The sequence below is a fragment of the Eubacterium sp. MSJ-13 genome, assembly GCF_018918235.1.
Taxonomy (GTDB): Bacteria; Bacillota; Clostridia; order Lachnospirales; family Lachnospiraceae; genus Butyribacter.
In genome coordinates, this window is sequence record NZ_JAHLQE010000030.1 from 1 (window position 1) to 20,849 (window position 20,849).

General features: G+C 37.8%; 15 protein-coding genes. All 15 read right to left on the reverse strand.

All coding sequences use genetic code 11. The features are described 5' to 3' along the window. Positions 1-166 precede the first annotated feature (166 nt). Entirely contained in the window at positions 167-613 is a 447-nt protein-coding gene (locus KQI69_RS01775; protein ID WP_216563571.1) for an Rrf2 family transcriptional regulator, read from the reverse strand. Positions 614-686: 73 nt separating this feature from the next. Next, positions 687-2,330, reverse strand: coding sequence for a sulfate adenylyltransferase subunit 1 (locus KQI69_RS01780; RefSeq protein WP_216563572.1), 1,644 nt, complete (start codon positions 2,328-2,330; stop codon positions 687-689). 1 nt (position 2,331) lies between these two features. After that, complete coding sequence (gene cysD, locus KQI69_RS01785) at positions 2,332-3,231, reverse strand: sulfate adenylyltransferase subunit CysD (RefSeq protein ID WP_216563573.1); 900 nt, start codon at positions 3,229-3,231, stop codon at positions 2,332-2,334. 22 nt (positions 3,232-3,253) lie between these two features. Further along, on the reverse strand, positions 3,254-3,568 hold the full coding sequence (locus KQI69_RS01790) for a ferredoxin family protein (protein WP_118745481.1): 315 nt from the start codon (positions 3,566-3,568) through the stop codon (positions 3,254-3,256). After that, positions 3,549-5,273 (reverse strand): adenylyl-sulfate reductase subunit alpha, encoded by a 1,725-nt coding sequence (locus KQI69_RS01795; RefSeq protein WP_216563574.1) that lies wholly within the window; start codon positions 5,271-5,273, stop codon positions 3,549-3,551. The genes KQI69_RS01790 and KQI69_RS01795 overlap by 20 nt, the downstream gene beginning before the upstream one ends. Positions 5,274-5,532: 259 nt before the next feature. Continuing rightward, complete coding sequence (locus KQI69_RS01800) at positions 5,533-6,780, reverse strand: fibronectin type III domain-containing protein (protein ID WP_216563575.1); 1,248 nt, start codon at positions 6,778-6,780, stop codon at positions 5,533-5,535. Between the two features lie 158 nt (positions 6,781-6,938). Then, positions 6,939-8,951, reverse strand: a complete 2,013-nt coding sequence (locus KQI69_RS01805) for an aryl-sulfate sulfotransferase (protein WP_216563576.1) — start codon at positions 8,949-8,951, stop codon at positions 6,939-6,941. 139 nt (positions 8,952-9,090) lie between these two features. Further along, the gene (locus tag KQI69_RS01810) at positions 9,091-9,753 is read right to left on the reverse strand and encodes a methylated-DNA--[protein]-cysteine S-methyltransferase (protein ID WP_216563577.1); all 663 of its coding nucleotides are present in this window, start codon (positions 9,751-9,753) and stop codon (positions 9,091-9,093) included. Positions 9,754-9,770: 17 nt separating this feature from the next. Beyond that, positions 9,771-10,748: a porphobilinogen synthase gene (hemB, locus tag KQI69_RS01815; RefSeq protein WP_216563578.1), complete on the reverse strand. Its 978-nt coding sequence runs from the start codon at positions 10,746-10,748 to the stop codon at positions 9,771-9,773. A 143-nt stretch (positions 10,749-10,891) separates the two neighbouring features. Then, a complete protein-coding gene (gene hemA / locus KQI69_RS01820) occupies positions 10,892-12,058 on the reverse strand; it encodes a glutamyl-tRNA reductase (protein ID WP_216563579.1) in 1,167 nt (388 codons plus the stop codon). Next, positions 12,055-13,338, reverse strand: a complete 1,284-nt coding sequence (hemL, locus tag KQI69_RS01825; protein WP_253288952.1) for a glutamate-1-semialdehyde 2,1-aminomutase — start codon at positions 13,336-13,338, stop codon at positions 12,055-12,057. Before hemL ends, hemA begins: the two co-directional genes overlap by 4 nt. Positions 13,339-13,563: 225 nt before the next feature. Continuing rightward, on the reverse strand, positions 13,564-16,131 hold the full coding sequence (gene hemC, locus KQI69_RS01830; protein WP_216563580.1) for a hydroxymethylbilane synthase: 2,568 nt from the start codon (positions 16,129-16,131) through the stop codon (positions 13,564-13,566). 214 nt (positions 16,132-16,345) lie between these two features. Beyond that, complete coding sequence (locus KQI69_RS01835) at positions 16,346-17,308, reverse strand: carbohydrate kinase (RefSeq protein ID WP_216563581.1); 963 nt, start codon at positions 17,306-17,308, stop codon at positions 16,346-16,348. Continuing rightward, positions 17,308-18,753: a glycoside hydrolase family 32 protein gene (locus KQI69_RS01840; RefSeq protein ID WP_216563582.1), complete on the reverse strand. Its 1,446-nt coding sequence runs from the start codon at positions 18,751-18,753 to the stop codon at positions 17,308-17,310. Before KQI69_RS01840 ends, KQI69_RS01835 begins: the two co-directional genes overlap by 1 nt. A gap of 152 nt (positions 18,754-18,905) precedes the next feature. Further along, on the reverse strand, positions 18,906-20,825 hold the full coding sequence (locus KQI69_RS01845; protein WP_216563583.1) for a PTS transporter subunit IIBCA: 1,920 nt from the start codon (positions 20,823-20,825) through the stop codon (positions 18,906-18,908). Positions 20,826-20,849: the final 24 nt, after the last annotated feature.

Here is a 20,849-nt window from a genome sequence, read left to right on the forward strand (position 1 = left end):
TAATAGTGTTATGAGCAAGTAGCAAAGCGGATTGCGAATATCCGCTTGACTAAATTAAATCTTCTTTCTACAAATCGATAACAAAAAAACAGCACCATTTGATACCAATCCTATAGTTTAAGGAATAATACCAACTGTGCTGTTTTTATTTTACATATATATTCACTTATATATAATACATCTCATCCGCATCCCTGTCTGTGTTTGAATATTCATCAGCCAGTTTTCTGAGCGTTACATTCTTAATGATTTTTCCCGTCTCATCATTTATGCGGTCTATGACAAGTCTCTGGAGTGCTTTGGATATACCTTTGACCATACAGTTTTCGGATATTTCCTCGTCCTCTATCTTATAATCACCCTCCACTGCATTCAATACATCCTCCACACTTATATCCGTAGATGGTCTTGCAAGAAGGTAACCTCCGTTTATACCTGCCACACTTTTTACAATACCGGAGCGTTTTAGATTTGAAAAAATCTGCTCAAGGTATTTGGTAGATATATCATTTTCTTTTGCAATCTTACTCAGTGTCATCTTTTCTTTATCGCTGTTAAGCGAAAGAAAAACCAATGCTCTTAACGCATATCTGCCTCTCTTGGATAATTTCATATCTAACAAACCCTCCATATTTTATAACTTTTTACAGATAACAGGAATTTTTTCCTTTCTATCTGTCATCTCTTCAAATAAAATCACCGTTTCCAGATACTCTCACATCATATGCAGAAAGTTCATCTATATACTTAACGATTTCATCTGTCTCAACCTTTAAGTCCTCAGGAAGTACATGATAATATTCCTCGCTTGCTATTCTTACTGTAGATGCATATTTCTCTTCTACGAGAAGCAATGTGATAACACCTGCATGGTGAAGATGTTTGATAACATCTGATATATTTTCTTCTGAACCAGGAGCATAAAGGTATGTATGCTTGCCCTGAATTGAAAGTTCTTTCTCAACTTTCTCAAGAAGACTTCTTGAAACGCCCTGCCTCTCAACAGGAAATGCTACTGCTACTGCTTTCTGACCATTTAATGCAGCTCTCACATTTCTGTCAACTTTTCCTGCGAAAAGTCCTTCGCCGCCTTCATTTACCTTTTCAACAACACCACATGCTGATGTCATGTTTGTTACACGGTCGATAAGGATAAGTTCTCCAAGTGTCTTATGGCTCTTAAACTCATCTACCACTATCTTGTCTGCAAGTGATATAGTGCAGAGTGCGATTTCATTCTTCGAGAGCTTATCAGCTTTCTTTTCCTCACCTGTATTTACATCTACAGTGTGAACAATCTCTGTTACGATACCAGGAATAAGTTTTGTTCCAAGTTTTACAAAATAATTCTTACCATTTTCAAGAATATCATCGTCCATCCAGAGAAGTGTCGCTGTGATTGATGATGACACTTTTATATCTGTATCTTTTTCAAGGACACATCCTCTTGATACATCAACCTCTCTGTCAAGCTGGATTGTAACAGGCTGTCCTTTTTCGATAGTGTCAGCCTTTTTATCTCCTACAAGAAGGCTCTTTACATGTGCCTTTTCATTGCTTGGAAGTGTTGTTATCTCGTCACCTACACTGATAGTTCCCGCTTCAACCTGTCCCTGGAAACCTCTGAATGTATGGTTTGGACGGCTTACTCTCTGAACAGGCATATAGAAACCTTTTTCTGTTGTCTTTTCTTCAATATCAACATTTTCAAGATACTCAAGAAGTGGAACACCTGTGTACCACGGTTTATTTTCTGATTTTGTCGTGATATTATCACCCTCTGTTGCTGAAACAGGTACGATAATATAATTTGCAAGATTAAGCTCTTTTGCAAGTTCAGCTATCTGTGCTTCTATCTCTTTAAATCTGTCCTCGCTGTAGTCCACAAGATCCATCTTATTTACGGCAAATACAAAGTATTTGATTCCCATAAGTTCACAGATACGTGCGTGTCTTCTTGTCTGTACTAAAACACCCTGCTTTGCATCTATAAGTATAACCGATAAGTCTGCAAATGATGCACCTACTGCCATGTTTCTTGTATATTCTTCATGTCCCGGTGTATCTGCAACGATAAAGCTGCGGTTGTCAGTTGTAAAGTAACGATATGCAACATCTATCGTGATACCCTGCTCTCTTTCTGCCATAAGTCCATCAAGAAGAAGTGAGTAGTCAATCTTTCCTTCTCTGCTTCCAACCTTTGAATCAAGCTCAAGTGATTTTTCCTGGTCGGCATAAAGTAATTTTGAATCATATAATATATGTCCTATAAGTGTAGATTTTCCATCATCCACGCTTCCACATGTAATAAATTTTAATAATCCTTTCATCCTAGAAATAACCCTCCTTCTTTCTTCTTTCCATGCTGCCTGCTGCCTCATGGTCAATAACACGGCTTGTTCTCTCTGACTCTACTGCACTAAGTGTCTCCTCAATTATCTCGTCAAGTGTCTCTGCATCTGACTCAACACCACCTGTAAGAGGATAGCATCCAAGTGTACGGAAACGAACTTTCTTATACTCGATTTTCTCTCCCGGTCTGAGTTTAAGTCTGTCATCATCTACCATGATGATATTTCCGTCTCTCTCAATGACAGGACGCTCTTTTGCAAAATAAAGTGAAGGGATTTCAATGTTTTCTCTCTTTATATACTGCCAGATATCTTTCTCTGTCCAGTTTGAAAGTGGGAATGCTCTTACTTCCTCTCCCTTAAATATCTTACTGTTGAAAAGTTTCCACATCTCAGGACGCTGGTTCTTAGGATCCCACGCATGAGCTTCGTTTCTGAATGAGAATATTCTCTCTTTCGCACGTGATTTTTCTTCGTCTCTTCTGCCGCCGCCAAATGCTGCTGTAAACTGATATTTATCAAGTGCCTGCTTAAGTGCCTGTGTCTTCATGATATCAGTATAAGCTGAACCGTGGTCAAAAGGATTGATTCCTTTCTTAACACCGTCCTCATTTGTATATACTATAAGGTCAATGCCAAGTTTCTTTGCCATTCTGTCACGAAATTCTATCATTTCCTTAAATTTCCATGTTGTATCTACATGAAGGAATGGAAATGGTGGTTTCTCCGGATAAAATGCTTTCATTGCAAGATGAAGCATTACCGAACTGTCTTTACCAATTGAGTAAAGCATTACCGGCTTTTCAAACTCCGCTGCAACTTCTCTTATTATGTAGATTGCCTCTGCCTCTAATTCATCAAGATGAGATAAATTTCCCATAACGAACCTCCTGTTCCTTTTATCAATATTTATTAGCGTCTTTTTTGTTTATAACTATCTCTTCTACACTTCCATCAGCCTTAGTGATCGTCCATGTATTGATATCTCCCTTAGAGGATACTGATAAAACACTACCTGCGCCTCCCACATCAGCTCCAAGGAAAAAGTCGATTGCATTTATTTTACACTCTTTTATGCAAGATGTACATCCCCAACAATCTCTTTCATGCTTTATAAAAGCTTTACCTTTTTCATTTTTTTTAATCAGATTTCCCGGACAGGCCTCTATACAAAGTCCGCATCCGACACACTTTTCATCATTTATCCGAATGCTCATAAACCTTACCTCCTGTCACTAAATCTCTGTAAATAATTTTTATCTTTCCATCCTCATATCTTGAATTTACATATTTGAGATAATCGTCGCTCTTATCAGGATAATCCAAATTTTCGGCAAAACTGTGCCATCTTGTCTCTTTTCTTGCTTTTAAATGCTCAATTAAAACTTTACATACGACTAATCTCTCTTTTAATTCATAAATTCTGAGCAGATCATCCATATCTTCTGCGTGAAGATTTACTGAAAGTTTTTCTATATCATCTATCTTTCTTTCTGCAATCTCAAGCCTGCTCTCATTATACTCATAATTTGTACTTATGCCACCTGCATACTGATCCATTATCTTCTGCATTGTCTCTTCAAGCTGTTCTGTATCTATAAATCCTTTTGGATTTGAAAAATATCTTTCATACTCAGCTTTTTTTTCATCTATTGCTGCATCGCTGCCGTCAATAACTTTTACTGCTGAATTATTTCCTATCTTAATATTTTTATCAGAATCTGCTAATTCATTCACATATTGAGCTGCTGACTGTGCCGCTATCTCACCTTCGACTAATGCTCCTGTAACATATTTCTGCGGACATCCGCCTGCAACATCACCTGCTGCATAAAGTCCTGCGATAGTGGTCTTTCTGTCATTGTCTATCCAATAACCGCTCGCTGTATGGCCGCCTACTATATACGGCTCTGTTCCCTCTATCTCAACATTTTCATTTTTAGGACCTCTGCCAGACTCTATCCATTTGAGTGTCTGACTCGGTGCCATATTGAGATATGCCTTGTAAAGGTCACTCTGCTGTTCATCTGATATCTCATCTGTCTTTAAGTAACAAGGACCCCTGCCTTCTTTGTTCTCTGTTACTGTACCGTAAAGACGCTGTGATGTAGTAAGACCATATTTATCCTCATATATCTCACCGTCAGAGTTTAACTGTTTAGCATGAACACCCTGCGCTATAGTTCCCGTAGGTGCTATCGTGTCTTTACATCTGAGTGCTATAAAACGCATCTCAAATGTTGTCATCTCAGCTCCCGCCTTGATTCCCATAGCATATCCGGCTCCTGTGTTGAACGGCGGATACCACATCTTATGCCTTGAAAATCCCGGATTGTTCGGTCTGTAAAGACCTGCCGCACCACCTGTAGCACAGATGACTGCTTTTGCATTTATCTTATAGGCGGTTCTGTCATTTACATCAAATCCGTAAGCACCTTTGATAACGCCGTCTTCAACTATATAATCTGTGATATTCACATGGTTTATAACGGTTGTATTCTCAAGGTTCTTTACTGCATCCGCAAGAATAGGCTTGATGTTTTCACCATTTATTTTTATATTTCGGTTTCCCCTTGCAACATATTTGCCATCTTTATCTTTTAAAATAACAAGACCGAGGCGTTCCATATGTGCCGTAACTTCATTTAGTCTCTCTGACATGGAAAGAAGCAGATCCTCTCTTACTATGCCGTCAGCATCCTTTTTGGCATAATCCACATAATCCTGTGGAACATGACCCTCAGTTATATAAGCATTTATGGCATTTACACCTGCTGCAAGACAGCCGCTTCGCTTGATATTAGCTTTTTCAATGATAAGGACCTTTACATCCTTTTCCTGACCGAGTGTTATCGCTGCATAACAGCCTGCTGTACCGCCTCCAATGATCAACACATCGGTTGTCAGTTCTCTAAACTCCATTGGGTAACCCCCTTTATTTTTCGTATTTCCTACTTTTTCTATATGTTTTAGTAGCCCATGGCTATAAATATACCCTACTTTTCCTATCATGTCAATAGGAATTATGCTATTTTACAAATTTATTTTCTGTATAACAGTTTATCAACTAAAAACAAACTGTCATAATTTTTATATACAATAGTATATTATGCATTACGACAGTCCGTTTTATTTTTTGCACATCAGCTAAACTGATATTTCTAATTTAATTCATGTTATACTAATATTTTGAAGCGTAAACATATGAGGTAGAAATAAGGTCACTCTTATATGTTTTATTTCCAACTTTTGAAGTTGCACATATTCTTAGATAATAACGCTTTCCATGTTTGAGCTTACTGCCGCCACACTTACTTATCGTTACATTTCTTGACTTATTAGTTACTGTTTTAACCTTTTTAAAACCAGAGTTCTCATTTTTTGAAATATAAACCGTATAGCTGCTTGCATTTGCTATCTTTGACCAGTTTGCCTTAATCTTATTTTTTGATGACGATACACTAAGACTCTTAGGAAGTCCGAAATATCGATAACCTGACCATGCACTGTATGATTTTCCTTCTGTGCCGCAGTCTACATATGTACGAAGGCGATAACGGTAAAATGCTCCGTTTACGTTATCTAATCCGATTGTATTTCCACTGCCTGTTAAAGACTTAACATTTTTTCCGGCAGGTGTCTGAAGCTGTACCTGAATACCATCGTAAGCTCCTACTGCATCATCTGACAAAACGCCTATTTTGTATGAATTAAGAGAATACCAGATATTTGTAAAACCAAAATTATTATTCGCAATCTTATTTGTCAATGTCTTTTTTCCGTACTGACTTGCATAATCATGTCTTGCTATAAAACCTGTACTTGCTGCTACACGGCAGGGATAACAGTGAACTGTATATGATGTTCCCGGTGTAAGTGGCTTATCCTTTGAAGTAGTTATAACAGTAGTTTCACTTTCTCCAATAACTGAAAAATCATTATATATACCGCTGCTAAGCTGATAAAGATTTGCTCCCGGTACTTCTGAGCACTTCATTGTAATTGAATCTGTTGTAGCCCCTACCTGAACAAGTGTCATATTGTTTACGCTTGGTGCAGTAACCATCTCAACCGGCTGTGACCAGCCTGTATCTGCCTCAGGAGTATTTTCCTTGTCAATCTTCCATGAATACTCCTTAAATCCACCAACTCTTACATAGTATGTATGACCAGATGCAAGATTTCCGACACTGTCATTTGTACTCGATGTTGTCTCCATAGTAACCCAGCCTGAATTACCATCTTCACTAAACTGTATCGCATAGGATTGTGCCCCGAGAGCTGCCGACCACTGCAACTGTATTTCCGTGTCCCCTGCGTCCGTCTGTGCAACATCTACAACTGCCGCTTTACTGTCTGCCTTAGAAAAAGCAAGCACCCCTGCTGTAAGGGCAACTGTAGTAATCAGAAATTTAATTGATTTTTTCACTTCTCATCCTCCTTATAATCTGCATTTCTGCACTATATTGTTATCTGTATGACACCCGGCAAACCTTAACTTTTTTCTATTTTACCTTTGAAAATGTCATACATTATAACAATACACAATTTACAATTTTATGTCAATCGAATATTTTTAATCAATTACTAATTATTCATTGTACCACTATTTATGCTATGCTTTTTTATCCAATACCCAGTCTTATAAATATTATCTCCTATATTTACAGCAATATTGTATCTTCCATTTTTTATCTGAGCTAACGGCACATTTATATAATATTTGTGTTTTATAAATATCTGGCTTTTCTGCTCCGTATCTGAGAAATCATGCACATATATTCCTTTTTCATCGTAAAGATATACCTTTTTTATCAGATGATCCCTGCTGTAAATCTGCAATATATCTCCAACTATACGCAGCATAACAGGTAACCCGTTTTCAAAACATTCCTCTGTAGTATTTTCTTTATATTCTCTTATATCAGCAGAATTGTAAAATTTATCAAAACTGCCATCTTTATATATTGGAGTTTTCAAGTTTCCAACAACTATAGCACCATTGCCACAAATAGTTTTTGACAGCTCCTTTATATCAAATTGAATTTCACGGCCACTGAAAAAATCCTTTTTGCATGATATCTCCGTTACACATTCACCTGAATCATAATCATATTTATATATTTTTGCCCTGCATCCGTCAATATCTTCCTTTAGATTTCCACACATAGCGTATATATATTTTCCGTCATCTGTTACCATTGCATTTGAGCGTGTTATACTTAAAGAAGTTGGCACTCTTTTCTCCTGTGAAACTGTTCCGTTTTTTTCATCTATATTTAATATAAGTACATTTGACCTTTCTACTTTATCAAAATATTTTACAGGTCTTCTGTTGGCCGTATGATTATCAAATAAAATAACTTTATATTTCTTGGCTTCGCTGTCATATTCAAGGAGTGAAACCGCATGCTGCTGGAAAAACCAGTCAATATGACCTGCTGGTTTTAAAACTTTATCTTTCTGTTCTGTTTTCGTATAAAATTTTGGATTTGCGATAAGCCATATAAGTTCATTATTTCTCAGACTTATTTTTGCTAATGTATGAATATTTCTCATAGAAACTATGACGCAGTCTTCTTCCGGTATATAATCAAATGAATTTATATGTGCCCAATCACTTCTTGTGACATATGTATCATCGAACAGATCATTTACATTTATGCCCCTTATCACATTTCCCGTTTTTGGATTCATCTCAATTATCATATTTTCGGCAAATGAATCTGTGATAGAACTTGATGCTATAAGATAATTTCCACTGTTTTTTTCCCTGACCGCCCAATGATGATATCCATTTGGATGAAGAAATGTTCTATGTACACGACCCATATAATCCATCTCATGCATTACGACAGAATGTGCATTTCCATAATTAGGCTGACGCATATATTTTTCCGCATATAAAAATCTTCCATTGCCAAGCTCATGAATACCATACGGATGAGATGGCCTGCCAAGTATAAAACGTACATTTCCATTGTTATCAAAAGCATATGTTGAACCGCTGTAACCACCTGTTACAAGCATAAATTTATTTGAGTCATCCCCAATATATCCTGTTACTTCTACACCCGTTTCAAGTTTTCCTTTAAGTTCAGGTGTATGTATCATTATTTTATTTGAATCTAATACTTTTTGGTTTTCATCCAGCAGATATATCTGAACGATATTATAAGCATTTTCATAAAGACCGGTTATAGGAACCCTGTGCCTTGTAGTATATGTATCATCACACATTATATAATCTTTAGAACCACGAATACCTTTAATCTTATATTTAACCATACATTTCATGTCAGTATTAAAGATTAAAACCGCCGTTAATAATGATATTTTATATGGATTCAATATCAAAAGAGCATTTTTGAAACTATAAGTCTTATCATCAAGAATGTGCTCTATGACCAGTTCTTTTTTATAAGTCTGTACTGCCATAGACTGCTGAATATTATCAATATTTGTATCATACCCGTATTTTTCCTGTTTATCTGAAAGAATTTCCTTTTCAGCCATCTGCGAAAATACTTCTTCATTGATAATAAGTGTGTTAAACAATTTCTTTTTTATTGCATTGCTGATCTGACTTTTAATTTTCATTCTTATGACTCCTTTTTCTTTTGTTAGAAAACAAGCGGATATTCGCAATCCACCCTGCTGCTTCCTTGATAGTATTAAATTAAAAAAAATTCATGTCACTAGAACGAAAATTTCGTGTCAGTTTTTTATTATTTTTGTGTCAATTTTTTATTATTCCTATATCATTTTCAGTTTCCTCTAGCTGCACTCCGTATCTGCCAAGATCAACTCTGCCATTATCGACTACAATTCCATCTGCTTCAAGCCTTTTTTTCTGCTCGTTTTCACCGCCGAATGCAAATGCCCCTGAAAGCTCTCCCTTAGAATTTACCACACGAAAGCATGGTATATTCTCCGGGTCTGGATTTTTGTGCAGAGCATTTCCGACGGCTCTTGACATCTTGGGATTGCCTGCCATAGCCGCAACCTGCCCGTAAGTCGCAACTTTTCCCTTAGGAATCTTTTTAACCGCCTCATAAATCCTCTTAGTCGGGCTGTCAGTCACTATTTCATAACTTTCCGTAATCATCCTTTTAATGTCATCGTCAGGAATCGAGCCGTCAAGAATGATGGTGTTCCAATTTTCCTTGTTCTGGTGATAGCCCGGAATAACAGACTCAAACGCATCCCTCCAAAAGTCACGCCATTCATCATTTACCTTTACATTAAGGTTTATAAAGCCGTTTCGCTCATATGTCCATAAAAAAGCCTTTTTACTTCCTTTCACACGCACAAGCTGCCAGTTTTCATCGTGAAACGGGGCACTCTGGTAAGTATCTGGAAATGAAAGACCAAAGTTTAATGCTTCTTCTCTTGTTGTCATAGATTGATTTCCTTTCACTACCCAATCAGTCCTCTATCCATATACTCTGCTATCTGCTCTGCAAAATAAGTAAGATATATGCTTGAACCTGCCCTATAACTTGCTGCTGCCATCTCACACACTATCTTTTCCTCATCTATGCAGCCTGCCTTTGCTGCCGCTTTTACCATCGCATACTCTCCGCTCACGCTGTATGTCGCTACAGGCACATCTACTGTATCAGCGACTTCCCTAACTATATCGAGATAACTCATCGCAGGTTTTACCATAATGATGTCTGCTCCCTCTTCAACATCCTGCAAGGCTTCTTTTATTCCCTCTTTTCTGTTGTGATAGTCCATCTGATAAGATTTTCTGTCACCAAAGGAAGGTGCTGAGCCTGCTGCATCCCTGAACGGTGAATAAAATGATGATGCATATTTCACGGCATATGACATTATAGGTGTGTTTGTAAAGCCATTCTCATCAAGTGCATTTCTGATTGCGAGCACTCTGCCGTCCATCATATCTGACGGTGCAACCATATCTGCACCGGCTTTCACATGGGAAACCGCTGTCTTTGCCAGTAGTTCAAGTGTGGAGTCATTATCTACATCATGACCGCAGAGCAGTCCGCAGTGACCGTGTGAAGTATATTCGCACATACACACATCTGTTATAAAATACATATCAGGAAAATCTTTTTTTGCCGCCCTTAAAGCTCTCTGCACGATTCCCTCATCATCATAAGCACCACTTCCGACTTCGTCTTTTACATCAGGTATGCCAAACAGGATAACGCTTTTAACACCTGCTTTTTTAAGACTTTCAAGTTTCTCAGACATTCTGTCTATGCTGTAACGAAACTGCCCCTCCATAGATGGAATTTCCTCAACTATATTTTCTCCTTCTCTTACAAACATAGGATAAACAAGAGATGACTTATCCATTCTTGTCTCCCTTACCATCTTCCTTAATATCTCATTCTGTCTTAATCTTCTTGCTCTCTGTATCATATTTTTCCTCTTTTCTTTATCTCTGTCTTTCCACAAAATTTGTTATCCCAAATATTATGTTGGGTACAAAAATTATTTTGCCCTCTGCATCAATACATATTTTAATCATACATCAATAACATTTCGTCGATAAATCAACACTATCACTGTATTTTTGCAATTATTTCCACAAAATCCTGAAATTCCTGTGCATTACTTTTCTCTTTTATATCAAAAATCATCTTATGAATCGCCGTATCCAGTGATTTTTTCTCTGCATTTTCTCTGATATATGCCATAAATCCATCTATTCTCTCACGATTTGCCCTGAATATCTCATTTTTAAGATATTCCTGCTCATATTCCCTTATTATCTCTTTTGCATCGCACAGATAACTTTTCTTTAATTCATTGTTCTTTGCGGCAAGCCTGTCCATATCTTCCATTGAATATCTTGCCACACCCGGTATTTCCTCTATATCAGGCGATATGTCAAACGGAACTGCAAGGTCGATAAATACTACCTTAGCTTTATGCTCTTTTTCCTCAAAATGCTTTCTTGTGACAGTATAATGCGGACTTGATGTTGCACTTATTATAACATCCATCTTCTCCATATGTTCATATCTGTCTTTGTAATCTATTATATTGCATCTCGCATTTTTTTCGGGAATATGGTTTCTTGCGGTGACATAAACATTTGCACCCTCTATATCAAGTGCATCTAACATAACTATATTTCCGATTTTCCCAGATGCTCCTATTATCATAATATTTTTTCCGGAAAGTGAGCCAAATTCCCTGACTGCCTGTTTTAGTGCAAGACTTGCGGTTGATACGGAAGTCTTTGACATAGGTGTATCTGTCTTTACTTTCTTTGCCGCTGCCATCACCGCCTGAAAAAGTGAGTGAAATGTATTTCCTATATATCCTTTTTTGTCACTTGCAAGATAAGCATTTTTTACCTGTCCCAAAATCTGGTCTTCACCAAGCACAACGGAGTCAAGACCTGCCGCCACCATAAAAAGATGGTGAACTGCCTTTTTTTCTTCATATCTTAATATTACATCCTGGATTTCTGAATTTTCAAAAACTCCGGCTTCTTCTAAAAGTACCTGCTGCATAAAAAGCACCGCTGTCTCCGTTTTTTTCTGGACTTCACAGTAAAGCTCCGTTCTGTTGCAGGTTGCAAGAAGTACCACTTCATTTATATAAGGCGAACTTACAAGCCTTTCCATTATCCTCGCCTTTGCATCATCATCAAATGCAAACAGACCTCTTATCCTTGTATCTGCGGTCTTATGACTTACGCAAAGTAATTGTATGCTCATAAACTGATAACCTCACAAGTCCTCTCAATATCTTCTTTCGTATGTGCGACTGACACAAACATTGCTTCAAACTGTGCAGGTGCAACATAAATTCCATTGTCGAGCATTTTCCAGAAATACTCTGTATATGCATTTGTATCAGAGGTAAGTGCACTGTCATAATCATCTACAACCTCACCTGTCTGGAATGCAGATAAAAGTGAACCTATCTGATTTACATGCAGAGGGATATTTTTCTCTTTTGCCATCTTTCTGTACGCATCTGCAAGTTTTTTCGCACTCTCATCTATCTGTTTATAGTATTCAGGATGTGCTTTTAATATTTTAAGAGTCTCTATTCCAGCCGTTGTTGCAATAGGATTTCCTGACAATGTACCAGCCTGATAAACTGGACCTGTCGGAGAAACCCTGTCCATTATCTCCTTTCTGCCGCCATATGCAGCGATAGGCATACCGCCGCCGACAATCTTGCCGAGCGTAGTCATGTCAGGCTTTACACCAAAATACTCCTGTGCTCCGCCAAATTTAAGCCTGAATCCTGTTATAACCTCGTCAAATATAAGAACCGTTCCATATTTTAATGTAATATCACGAAGAAATTTTAAAAATCCCTCTTTCGGAGGAACAACACCCATATTAGCGGCTACAGGCTCTACTATGATAGCTGCAACATTGTCACCATACTGCTCCATAAGTTCTCTTACGGACTCCTCATTATTGTACTCTGCAACAAGAGTGTTCTGTGTATAAGAAGCCGGAACTCCCGCACTGTCTGGAACAGCAGTTGTAAGAGCTGCCGAACCAGCCTTTACAAGAAGCCCGTCAGAATGACCATGATAATTTCCCCTGAATTTTATTATCATATCTCTGCCCGTATATCCCCTTGCAGTACGAATGGCACTCATCGTAGCTTCTGTGCCTGAATTTACAAGCCTTACTTTCTCAATTGACGGCATTGCATCCGTTATAATTTCAGCAAGTTCCAATTCTTTTTTAGTAGGAGCACCAAAAGTAAGACCGTCAACACAGGCTTTCTGAACCGCTTCGATAACCTGTGGATGTGCGTGACCTAAAATCCCCGGTCCCCATGAACATACATAATCAATAAATTCATTGCCATCCACATCGTAAATGCGGTCTGCCTTAGCACTTTTTATAAAAACAGGAGAACCACCGACACTGCCAAAAGCCCTCACCGGACTATTAACACCACCGGGAATCTTCTCAAGCGACTTTTCAAACAAAACCTTAGAATTTTCCATATTCGACCTTATATTCATCTTGCAAAGTACCTCCATATCTATATTTACAAATATTCATCTTAATAATACCTATATAGCTTCAATATTGTATCATCAATTATTTTCTTAAATTATATTGTATACTGCCAAACAACCTTTACCTGTAATAAATTGTACAGATATAACAAATAATGTTAGTCGGCATTTTTGTTGGCTAAAGCATGCCGACGATATTATTTGTTATAACTGTATAATCACCACAGCCTAAAAACTTTTCTCAACATCCCTTACGATAACATCCACAATACCTCTTGCATCAAACTCCTCTGCAACAAGTTTCACCCTCAGTCCTGCTTCCTCGCAATCCCTCTTTGTCACCGGACCTATCGCAACGATATTGTCATGCTCACATCCTGCCATATCCCTTAATGCCCTTGCACCTGAACCGCTTGTAACAACAATATAATCAACATCAGAACATATCCTTTTTACTTCGTCAGCACGCCTTTCGTCCTGAATTGTCTCATAAATGCAGATTTTGTCAAACTCATCCGACATATCACTAAATTTATCCTCAATAAAGTTTTTGCCCTGTTTTCCTCTTACGATAAGTATTTTATCTTTATCTGTCAAATCTTTTGACAATTCCTCTACCAATGTCTTTGATGTAAATTTTGATGGTATAAAATCCGCATATAACCCAAATTTTTCAAGTGCTTTTTTTGTCGATGTACCAACTACGGCAAAGCTGGCATTTGCAAGTTTTCTTATATCCACTCTCAAATCCCGCAGTCTGTCAAAGAAAATATTTACACCATTTGCACTTGTAAAAATAAGCCATGAATATTTTTCAAGATTGTTAAGTATATCATCGCAACCGCTGTAATCAGGTATTGTCTCAACAAGGCTTATCGCAATAGTCTCACCGCCGTACTGTTCAAATTCCTTTTCAAGACTATCTGCCATATTCCTTGAACCTGTTACAAGTATTCGCTTTCCGCTAAGCACTTTTTTGTCATTCCTACTCTGCCACTCACATATCTGTTTCCCGACTCCGACAACATCACCGACCACTATTATTGCCGGTGCCTCTATATTATTTTTTCTGACTTCGTCCTTAATAGTCAGAAGATTTCCATATACAGTCCTCTGTTTTGCCGTCATTCCTTTTGAGATTACAGCAACAGGTGTTTCTTCGTTCTTTCCGTTTTTGATAAGTTTTTCACAGATATTTTCAAGACTTCTAAGTCCCATCAGAAATACAAGCGTTCCCTCCTCTTTTGCAATAACAGAAAAATCAAGTGCTTCTGATGGCTTTGCCGGATGTTCATGCCCCGTAATAATATGAACCGATGAAGCAGCCCCACGATGCGTTACCGGAATACCCGCATTTGCCGGAACACTGTATGAAGATGAAATCCCTGACACTATCTCATATCTTATCCCTGCTTTTCCAAGTGCCAGAGCCTCCTCGCCACCTCTGCCGAAAATAAAAGGGTCACCGCCTTTAAGACGAACAACATATTTTCCGCTCAAAGCAAGATTTATGAGAAGTTCATTTATCTCAGGCTGTTTTTTATAAATCGTATCAGCTCTCTTTCCTACATAGATAAGTTCTGCATCCATCTTCGCTTCATTTAATATTGATGGCGAGATAAGTGCATCATATACGATAACATCTGCCTTTTTAATACATCTTAAAGCCTCGATACTCAGATAATCTCTCTTTCCCGGACCTGCCCCTACAAGAGAAACCATTCCTTTTTTACCCGAAAATGAATTTTTTATTGCATCTTTTTTCATATTTATACCAATGTTTTTTATATCAATATTTGCATTATCTGATTTTGAAATAACACAAACTTTTGTATTCCCATTCTCATTTTTACTATCAATATTCTTATTATCAGATTTCAAAACATCAACAAGCCTTTTTGCAAGATTAACGGCAAATTCTAAATCCGTATTATCTGCATTGACCGACTCAGAAATTTTTTCACACTGTCCGTCCCATTTTTGATTTATAATGACATACCTCGGAGTTTTGCCATCGCAAGCATACATCCCCCTGAACTTAAAACCATGCTCATCCACCGTACAATGAGCACCACAGGGGGCATTACAGCTTCCGTCAAGACATCTTAAAAATTCACGCTCAGCTTCAAGGCATATCCTTGCTTTTCTGTCATCAAGTGCTGCCATAACATCTTTTAAATCCCCGTTTCTGCACTCGATTGCAAGAATCCCCTGCCCTGCCGCAGATATAAATTTCTCCTCGTCAGGATATATATAATCAAGTTCTTTATCATTGTCAAGACCAAGCCTTTTTAACCCTGCCGCCGCAAGAATAATTGCGTCATACTCACCTGATTTTAATTTATCTATCCTTGTTCCGACATTGCCCCTCAGTGATTTTATCGTGACATCCGGATATATCTGCTTTATCTGGATTTCTCTCCTCAAGCTGCTTGTTCCTATGATACTGCCTGCACCGATTTTTTTTGTTTCTTTTCTTTTAAGAATAACATCCCTGTTGTCATCCCTTAAAAGAACCGCACCAAGACAAAGACCGTCCGCAAGTTCCATAGGCACATCCTTTGCACTATGAACGGCAATATCAATAGTCTTATCGAGCAGCTTTTCCTCAATCTCTTTCGTAAAAACCCCCTTGCCGCCAATCTCACCGAGCGGTGTATCCAAAACTCTATCACCATGCGTAACCACATGAACAATCTCTATTTTTTCATCGGGAAAATATTTTAAGATCTGAGCTTTGACAAGCTCTGTCTGAATTAAAGCAAGTTTACTTTTTCTCGTTCCTATCCTAATCATACTGACCTCATTTCTATGCATATCAGATTCGTTTTTAACATAATGATGCTGCGGATTGCTGCATTGCTATCTGCTTTTAACCCTTGCATCATATAATACATCCTATATAACCTCACGGTCAAGTAGCATAAAAAATGCGTCAAAGCACATTTTTATGCTGCTTTGACGCATTTTATCACCGACAAGTATAGTGATATTTTATTTTTTAGTACCATTAAGCTTGTAAAAGCATCTGTCTTATCTCATCCTCATCAGGCATAACCCTTAAAGCACCTTTTCTTGTTGTGATAATTGATGCTGCCGCATTGGCAAATGTAAGCATATCAGTCAGCTTTTCCTGTGTAAGACCATCTAAGCCATTCATACATATATAATGCAGTACACATGCACAGAAAGTATCTCCAGCACCAGTCGTTTCCACAGTGTTCTTTTGAACAAATGCACTCTTTTCAACTATCATTCCATTATAATAAGCCCTGCTGCCTTCCTTTCCCATAGATACAAGGATCAGAGGAATATCATATCTTTCAAGAATCCATTCTACCCCTTCATTATAATCCTCTTTTCCGGTAAGCCATTGAATCTCATTATCCGAAATCTTCAAAATATTACAATGCTCTAAGCCGTATAAAACCTGTTCCTTGGCATCATCCATAGATTCCCAGAGAGGCTCACGCAGGTTTGGGTCAAACGATATTATACATTCTGACTCTTCAGCAATAGCAATCGCTTTTTTTGTTGCGGCACGAACGCCTTCATGTGTCATCGACAATGTTCCAAAATGAAATATCTTTGAATCTTTTATAAGCTGTTCGGGTATCTCTGCCTCATTTAACATCATGTCCGCTCCCGGATTTCTATAAAAAGAAAAATCTCTGTCCCCATCAGGATATGTATGTACCATAGCAAGCGTTGTATGAACAGCTTTATCAACACAAAGTCCTGATGCATCAATACCAACTTCCTCTATAGCAGCCCTTAGCTGCTCTCCAAAAAAGTCATCTCCGACCTTACCAATAAACGCCGTCTTATGTCCTAATTTAGACAGCATTGCCAATACATTACAAGGTGCTCCTCCCGGATTTGCTTCAAATAAAGGATTTCCCTGCGTACTTTTTCCATTTTCAGTAAAATCGATCAATAACTCTCCTAATGCCGTTACATCGTATTTCTTCATCAACATTCTCCTCTCTCTACGATAAATGTTCCCAGTTCATATCCGGTAATACTTCCCTTTATCCCTTTAGATAAAAGTGTTACTTTCTGCTCAAGGCTTTCACTATAGACACGCGATGTCATAACAGTCTCTCCGCCATTGATAAAAATTTCAATAGAAGATGTGTCTGAAAAAACTGTAAAGTCCGAAAGAGATGATAACTGTGCAACCCTTTTCTTTCTACCATGTCCACTTTCACCCAGTTCCAATGTGAACAGATTTCCATCCCATGAAACTGTCACATCCTCTCTGAGTTTTAATTCAATATTGCCTGAATCTTCAATATCTACACGCATCTCAAAACAACAGTCCTTCGGCGACCAGTCCGAAAATTCTGAAAGTTCAGAACTAAAACTATTCTTACGAAGCTGTTCCATTTCTTTTAACGGTTTCTGGTATATTTTTCCATCTTTCCACGAAAGCTCTCTAGGCATGGTCAGTGCATGTATCCAATCATACTCAACAGTCACATCATTATCATAATCTGCATCCGGTATCCCCATCCAGCCTATCAAAATCCTTCTGCCCTGTTCATCAACAAATGTCTGTGTTGCATAAATGTCAAATCCCTTATCAAGTTCTTCAAATTCACCAAACTTATATGACTTGTTCTCTATGTCAAATGTCACAGGAAAATAACCACACTGGTATATGTTCTGATAATCATATCCTTTCTGTTCAACCCCCTGTGGACAACAAACCAATATCTGCTGTCCCTCAATCTCAAACAGATCAGGACACTCCCACATATAACCAAATGGCTCCTCTGAATACACTGTATCATACCACTCCCAGTTATTCAGGTCTTTAGAATAAAAGAGTAACACACAACCTCTGGAATCAGAATTTCTTCCACCCTGAACCATATAATAACCATCATTTACCTTATATATCTTGGGATCCCTTACATGCTTTGACATGTCAGCCGGATAGTCATCATTTGTCATCACAATCTTTTTATATTCAATGTTTTTTCCATCACGGCTAAATATATGTATTGTGTTCTGCTCCCTTCCATTCATAATATAATCATAATCTTTGTCTGTCAACTTAACATTTCCTGTATAGAAATAATGAATACCATCTTCCTCAACAAATGCAGAACCACTGTATACCCCATCCCTGTCCCATTTTGTATCAGGGAACAAAAAAGGCTCCTCCTGTGTATAATTTATCCAGTCTTTTGTAGTATAATGACCCCACAGTTTTTCTCCCCAGCCTGCAAGAAATGGCGTATATTGAAAATAGATATGGTTTACACCATTAAATTCACACAGACCATTTGGATCGTTCATCCAGCCTGTCGGCGGCATTATGTGAAAATGTAATCTGTTCTTATCCATCTTCACTCTTTTTCTCATATCCTCATGCTTCTGGTACTCAGCTAAATATTCTTTCTTATCCATAATCTTACTATTCCTTTCGTTTATCACATACCATTATAACCCAAGCAAGTTCCTGCTTTTTATTGCTGTGCAATTTAGAAAACAGGAACTTACTATTCTTATAAAACATATAGTTACATATACTCTGCTATTTGCATAATAACATAATAATTTTAGACAAACTCTGCCATCTTATCATTTTTTGATGCATTATGTTCATTGATCTTAACATTCTTTCCAGCCGGAAGTTCTGTAAATATCACCAATATTTCAGGTGAATATCCTCTTTCTTTTACAAGTTCTATATCATATCTTACCAAAACATCTCCGGCATTGACAATCTGTCCTTCCTTTACAAGTGTTTCAAAACCTTCACCGTTCATGTTTACAGTATCTACACCACAATGTATCAAAATTTCCGTTCCATCATCCCTTGTAAGTCCGACCGCATGACCTGTAGGATATACAAGAGAAACTCTCGCTCTGCATGGGGCATATACTATGCCACTTTTTTCTGGAAAAATAACTGCTCCATCACCAAGAACTTTCTTTGAAAATGTCTGGTCTGATGATTCTGAAATTGACTTTACTACTCCTTCTGCTGCTGCGTAAAACACATTTGTGTCAGATGTACAAACATCCTCTACTGTCTCAATTTTCATTTCTTTGTTGTCCCCGTCATTATCTTTATCGTCAGAAGACCACATTCTGCCTAATACCAACGTACAGATAAAACCAATCGATATTGCGATTGCATGTGCAACTATATAATTTATATATCCATGATGAGCCGGATTTGCAATAGCCATTCCCGGAACACCTGTTGTTCCAAATCCAAGAGCTGTCAATTTTGAATAGTACACATATATACCCGCTGCCGCACCTCCAATACAGCCTCCAACTAAAGGAAATTTATAACGAAGGTTCACTCCGAAAATTGCCGGTTCACTTATACCAAATAATGTTGAACAAAAACTTGGAATACAAAGTTCCCTTGCCTTCAGATCTTTCCAGTTAAGTGCAAGATATCCTAATACGGCTCCACTCTGTCCAAAAAGTGCCACAGACATCAAAGGATTTATAAAGTTTGTTCCGGATGATGCAATAAGCTGAGCCTCAACAGCACCAATGATATGATGCAGACCGGTAATAACAACTATCTGCTGAATACCTGAAAACAAAGCATAACCAAATGCTCCAAGATGCTCTGTGCTCCACATAAGACCATTTGTAATTCCATTTGAAAGAATTCTTCCAACCGGACCAACGATAGTAAATAAAACCACCGTAGATATAAATACGGTCAACATCGGAGCGACAAGAAGTTTTATCACATCGGGAATAACACGATTAAAAAATCTGTCAAGTCTGGCAACAACAAAGCCCATCATAAGTGCAATGATTATTCCTCCCTGAAAGCCGACCATCTCTATATTTAATCCAAATAAATGTATAACCTCTACATCAACTGTTCCCTGTGCCGCCTGATAAGCATTTGCAAGAGAACTGTCAAGCATTATAGCACCTATTACCATACCAAGAACCGGATTACCACCGAATCTCTTAACTGCCGAATAACATACCGCCATAGGCAATATCGCAAAAATTCCATTAGACGCAAGACTTACAAGCCTGTTAATAGCATACAATGTATCGTGCGTTTTTACAACTTCAAGACCGCCCAATACACTTGTGATTCCCATAAGCAAAGCTGCTGCAAGAAGTGCTGGCATAATACCGATAAATACATCTGACAATGCCTTAATAACTGCCTGAACTGGATTCTGCTTCTTTGCACTCTCTGCTTTTAAGTCCTCTAATGACATATTCTGTGTATGTGTATATTCTGCAAAAACATCGTAAACATCATTGACCGTACCTGCACCAAATATCAACTGTAACTGATTTCCTGCTATAAACGCACCTTTAACCTTATCAATATCTTCAAGTTTGTCAATATCAGCAAGACTATCATCCTTTAAAACAATCCTAAGTCTTGTGGCACAATGTGCAGTTCCCTGAATATTATCCATTCCACCAATATTCTTTACTATCTGTTTTGATATTTCCAGATATCTCTCGTTTTTTTCCATATTCCTTTCTCCTTTCATTTTGGA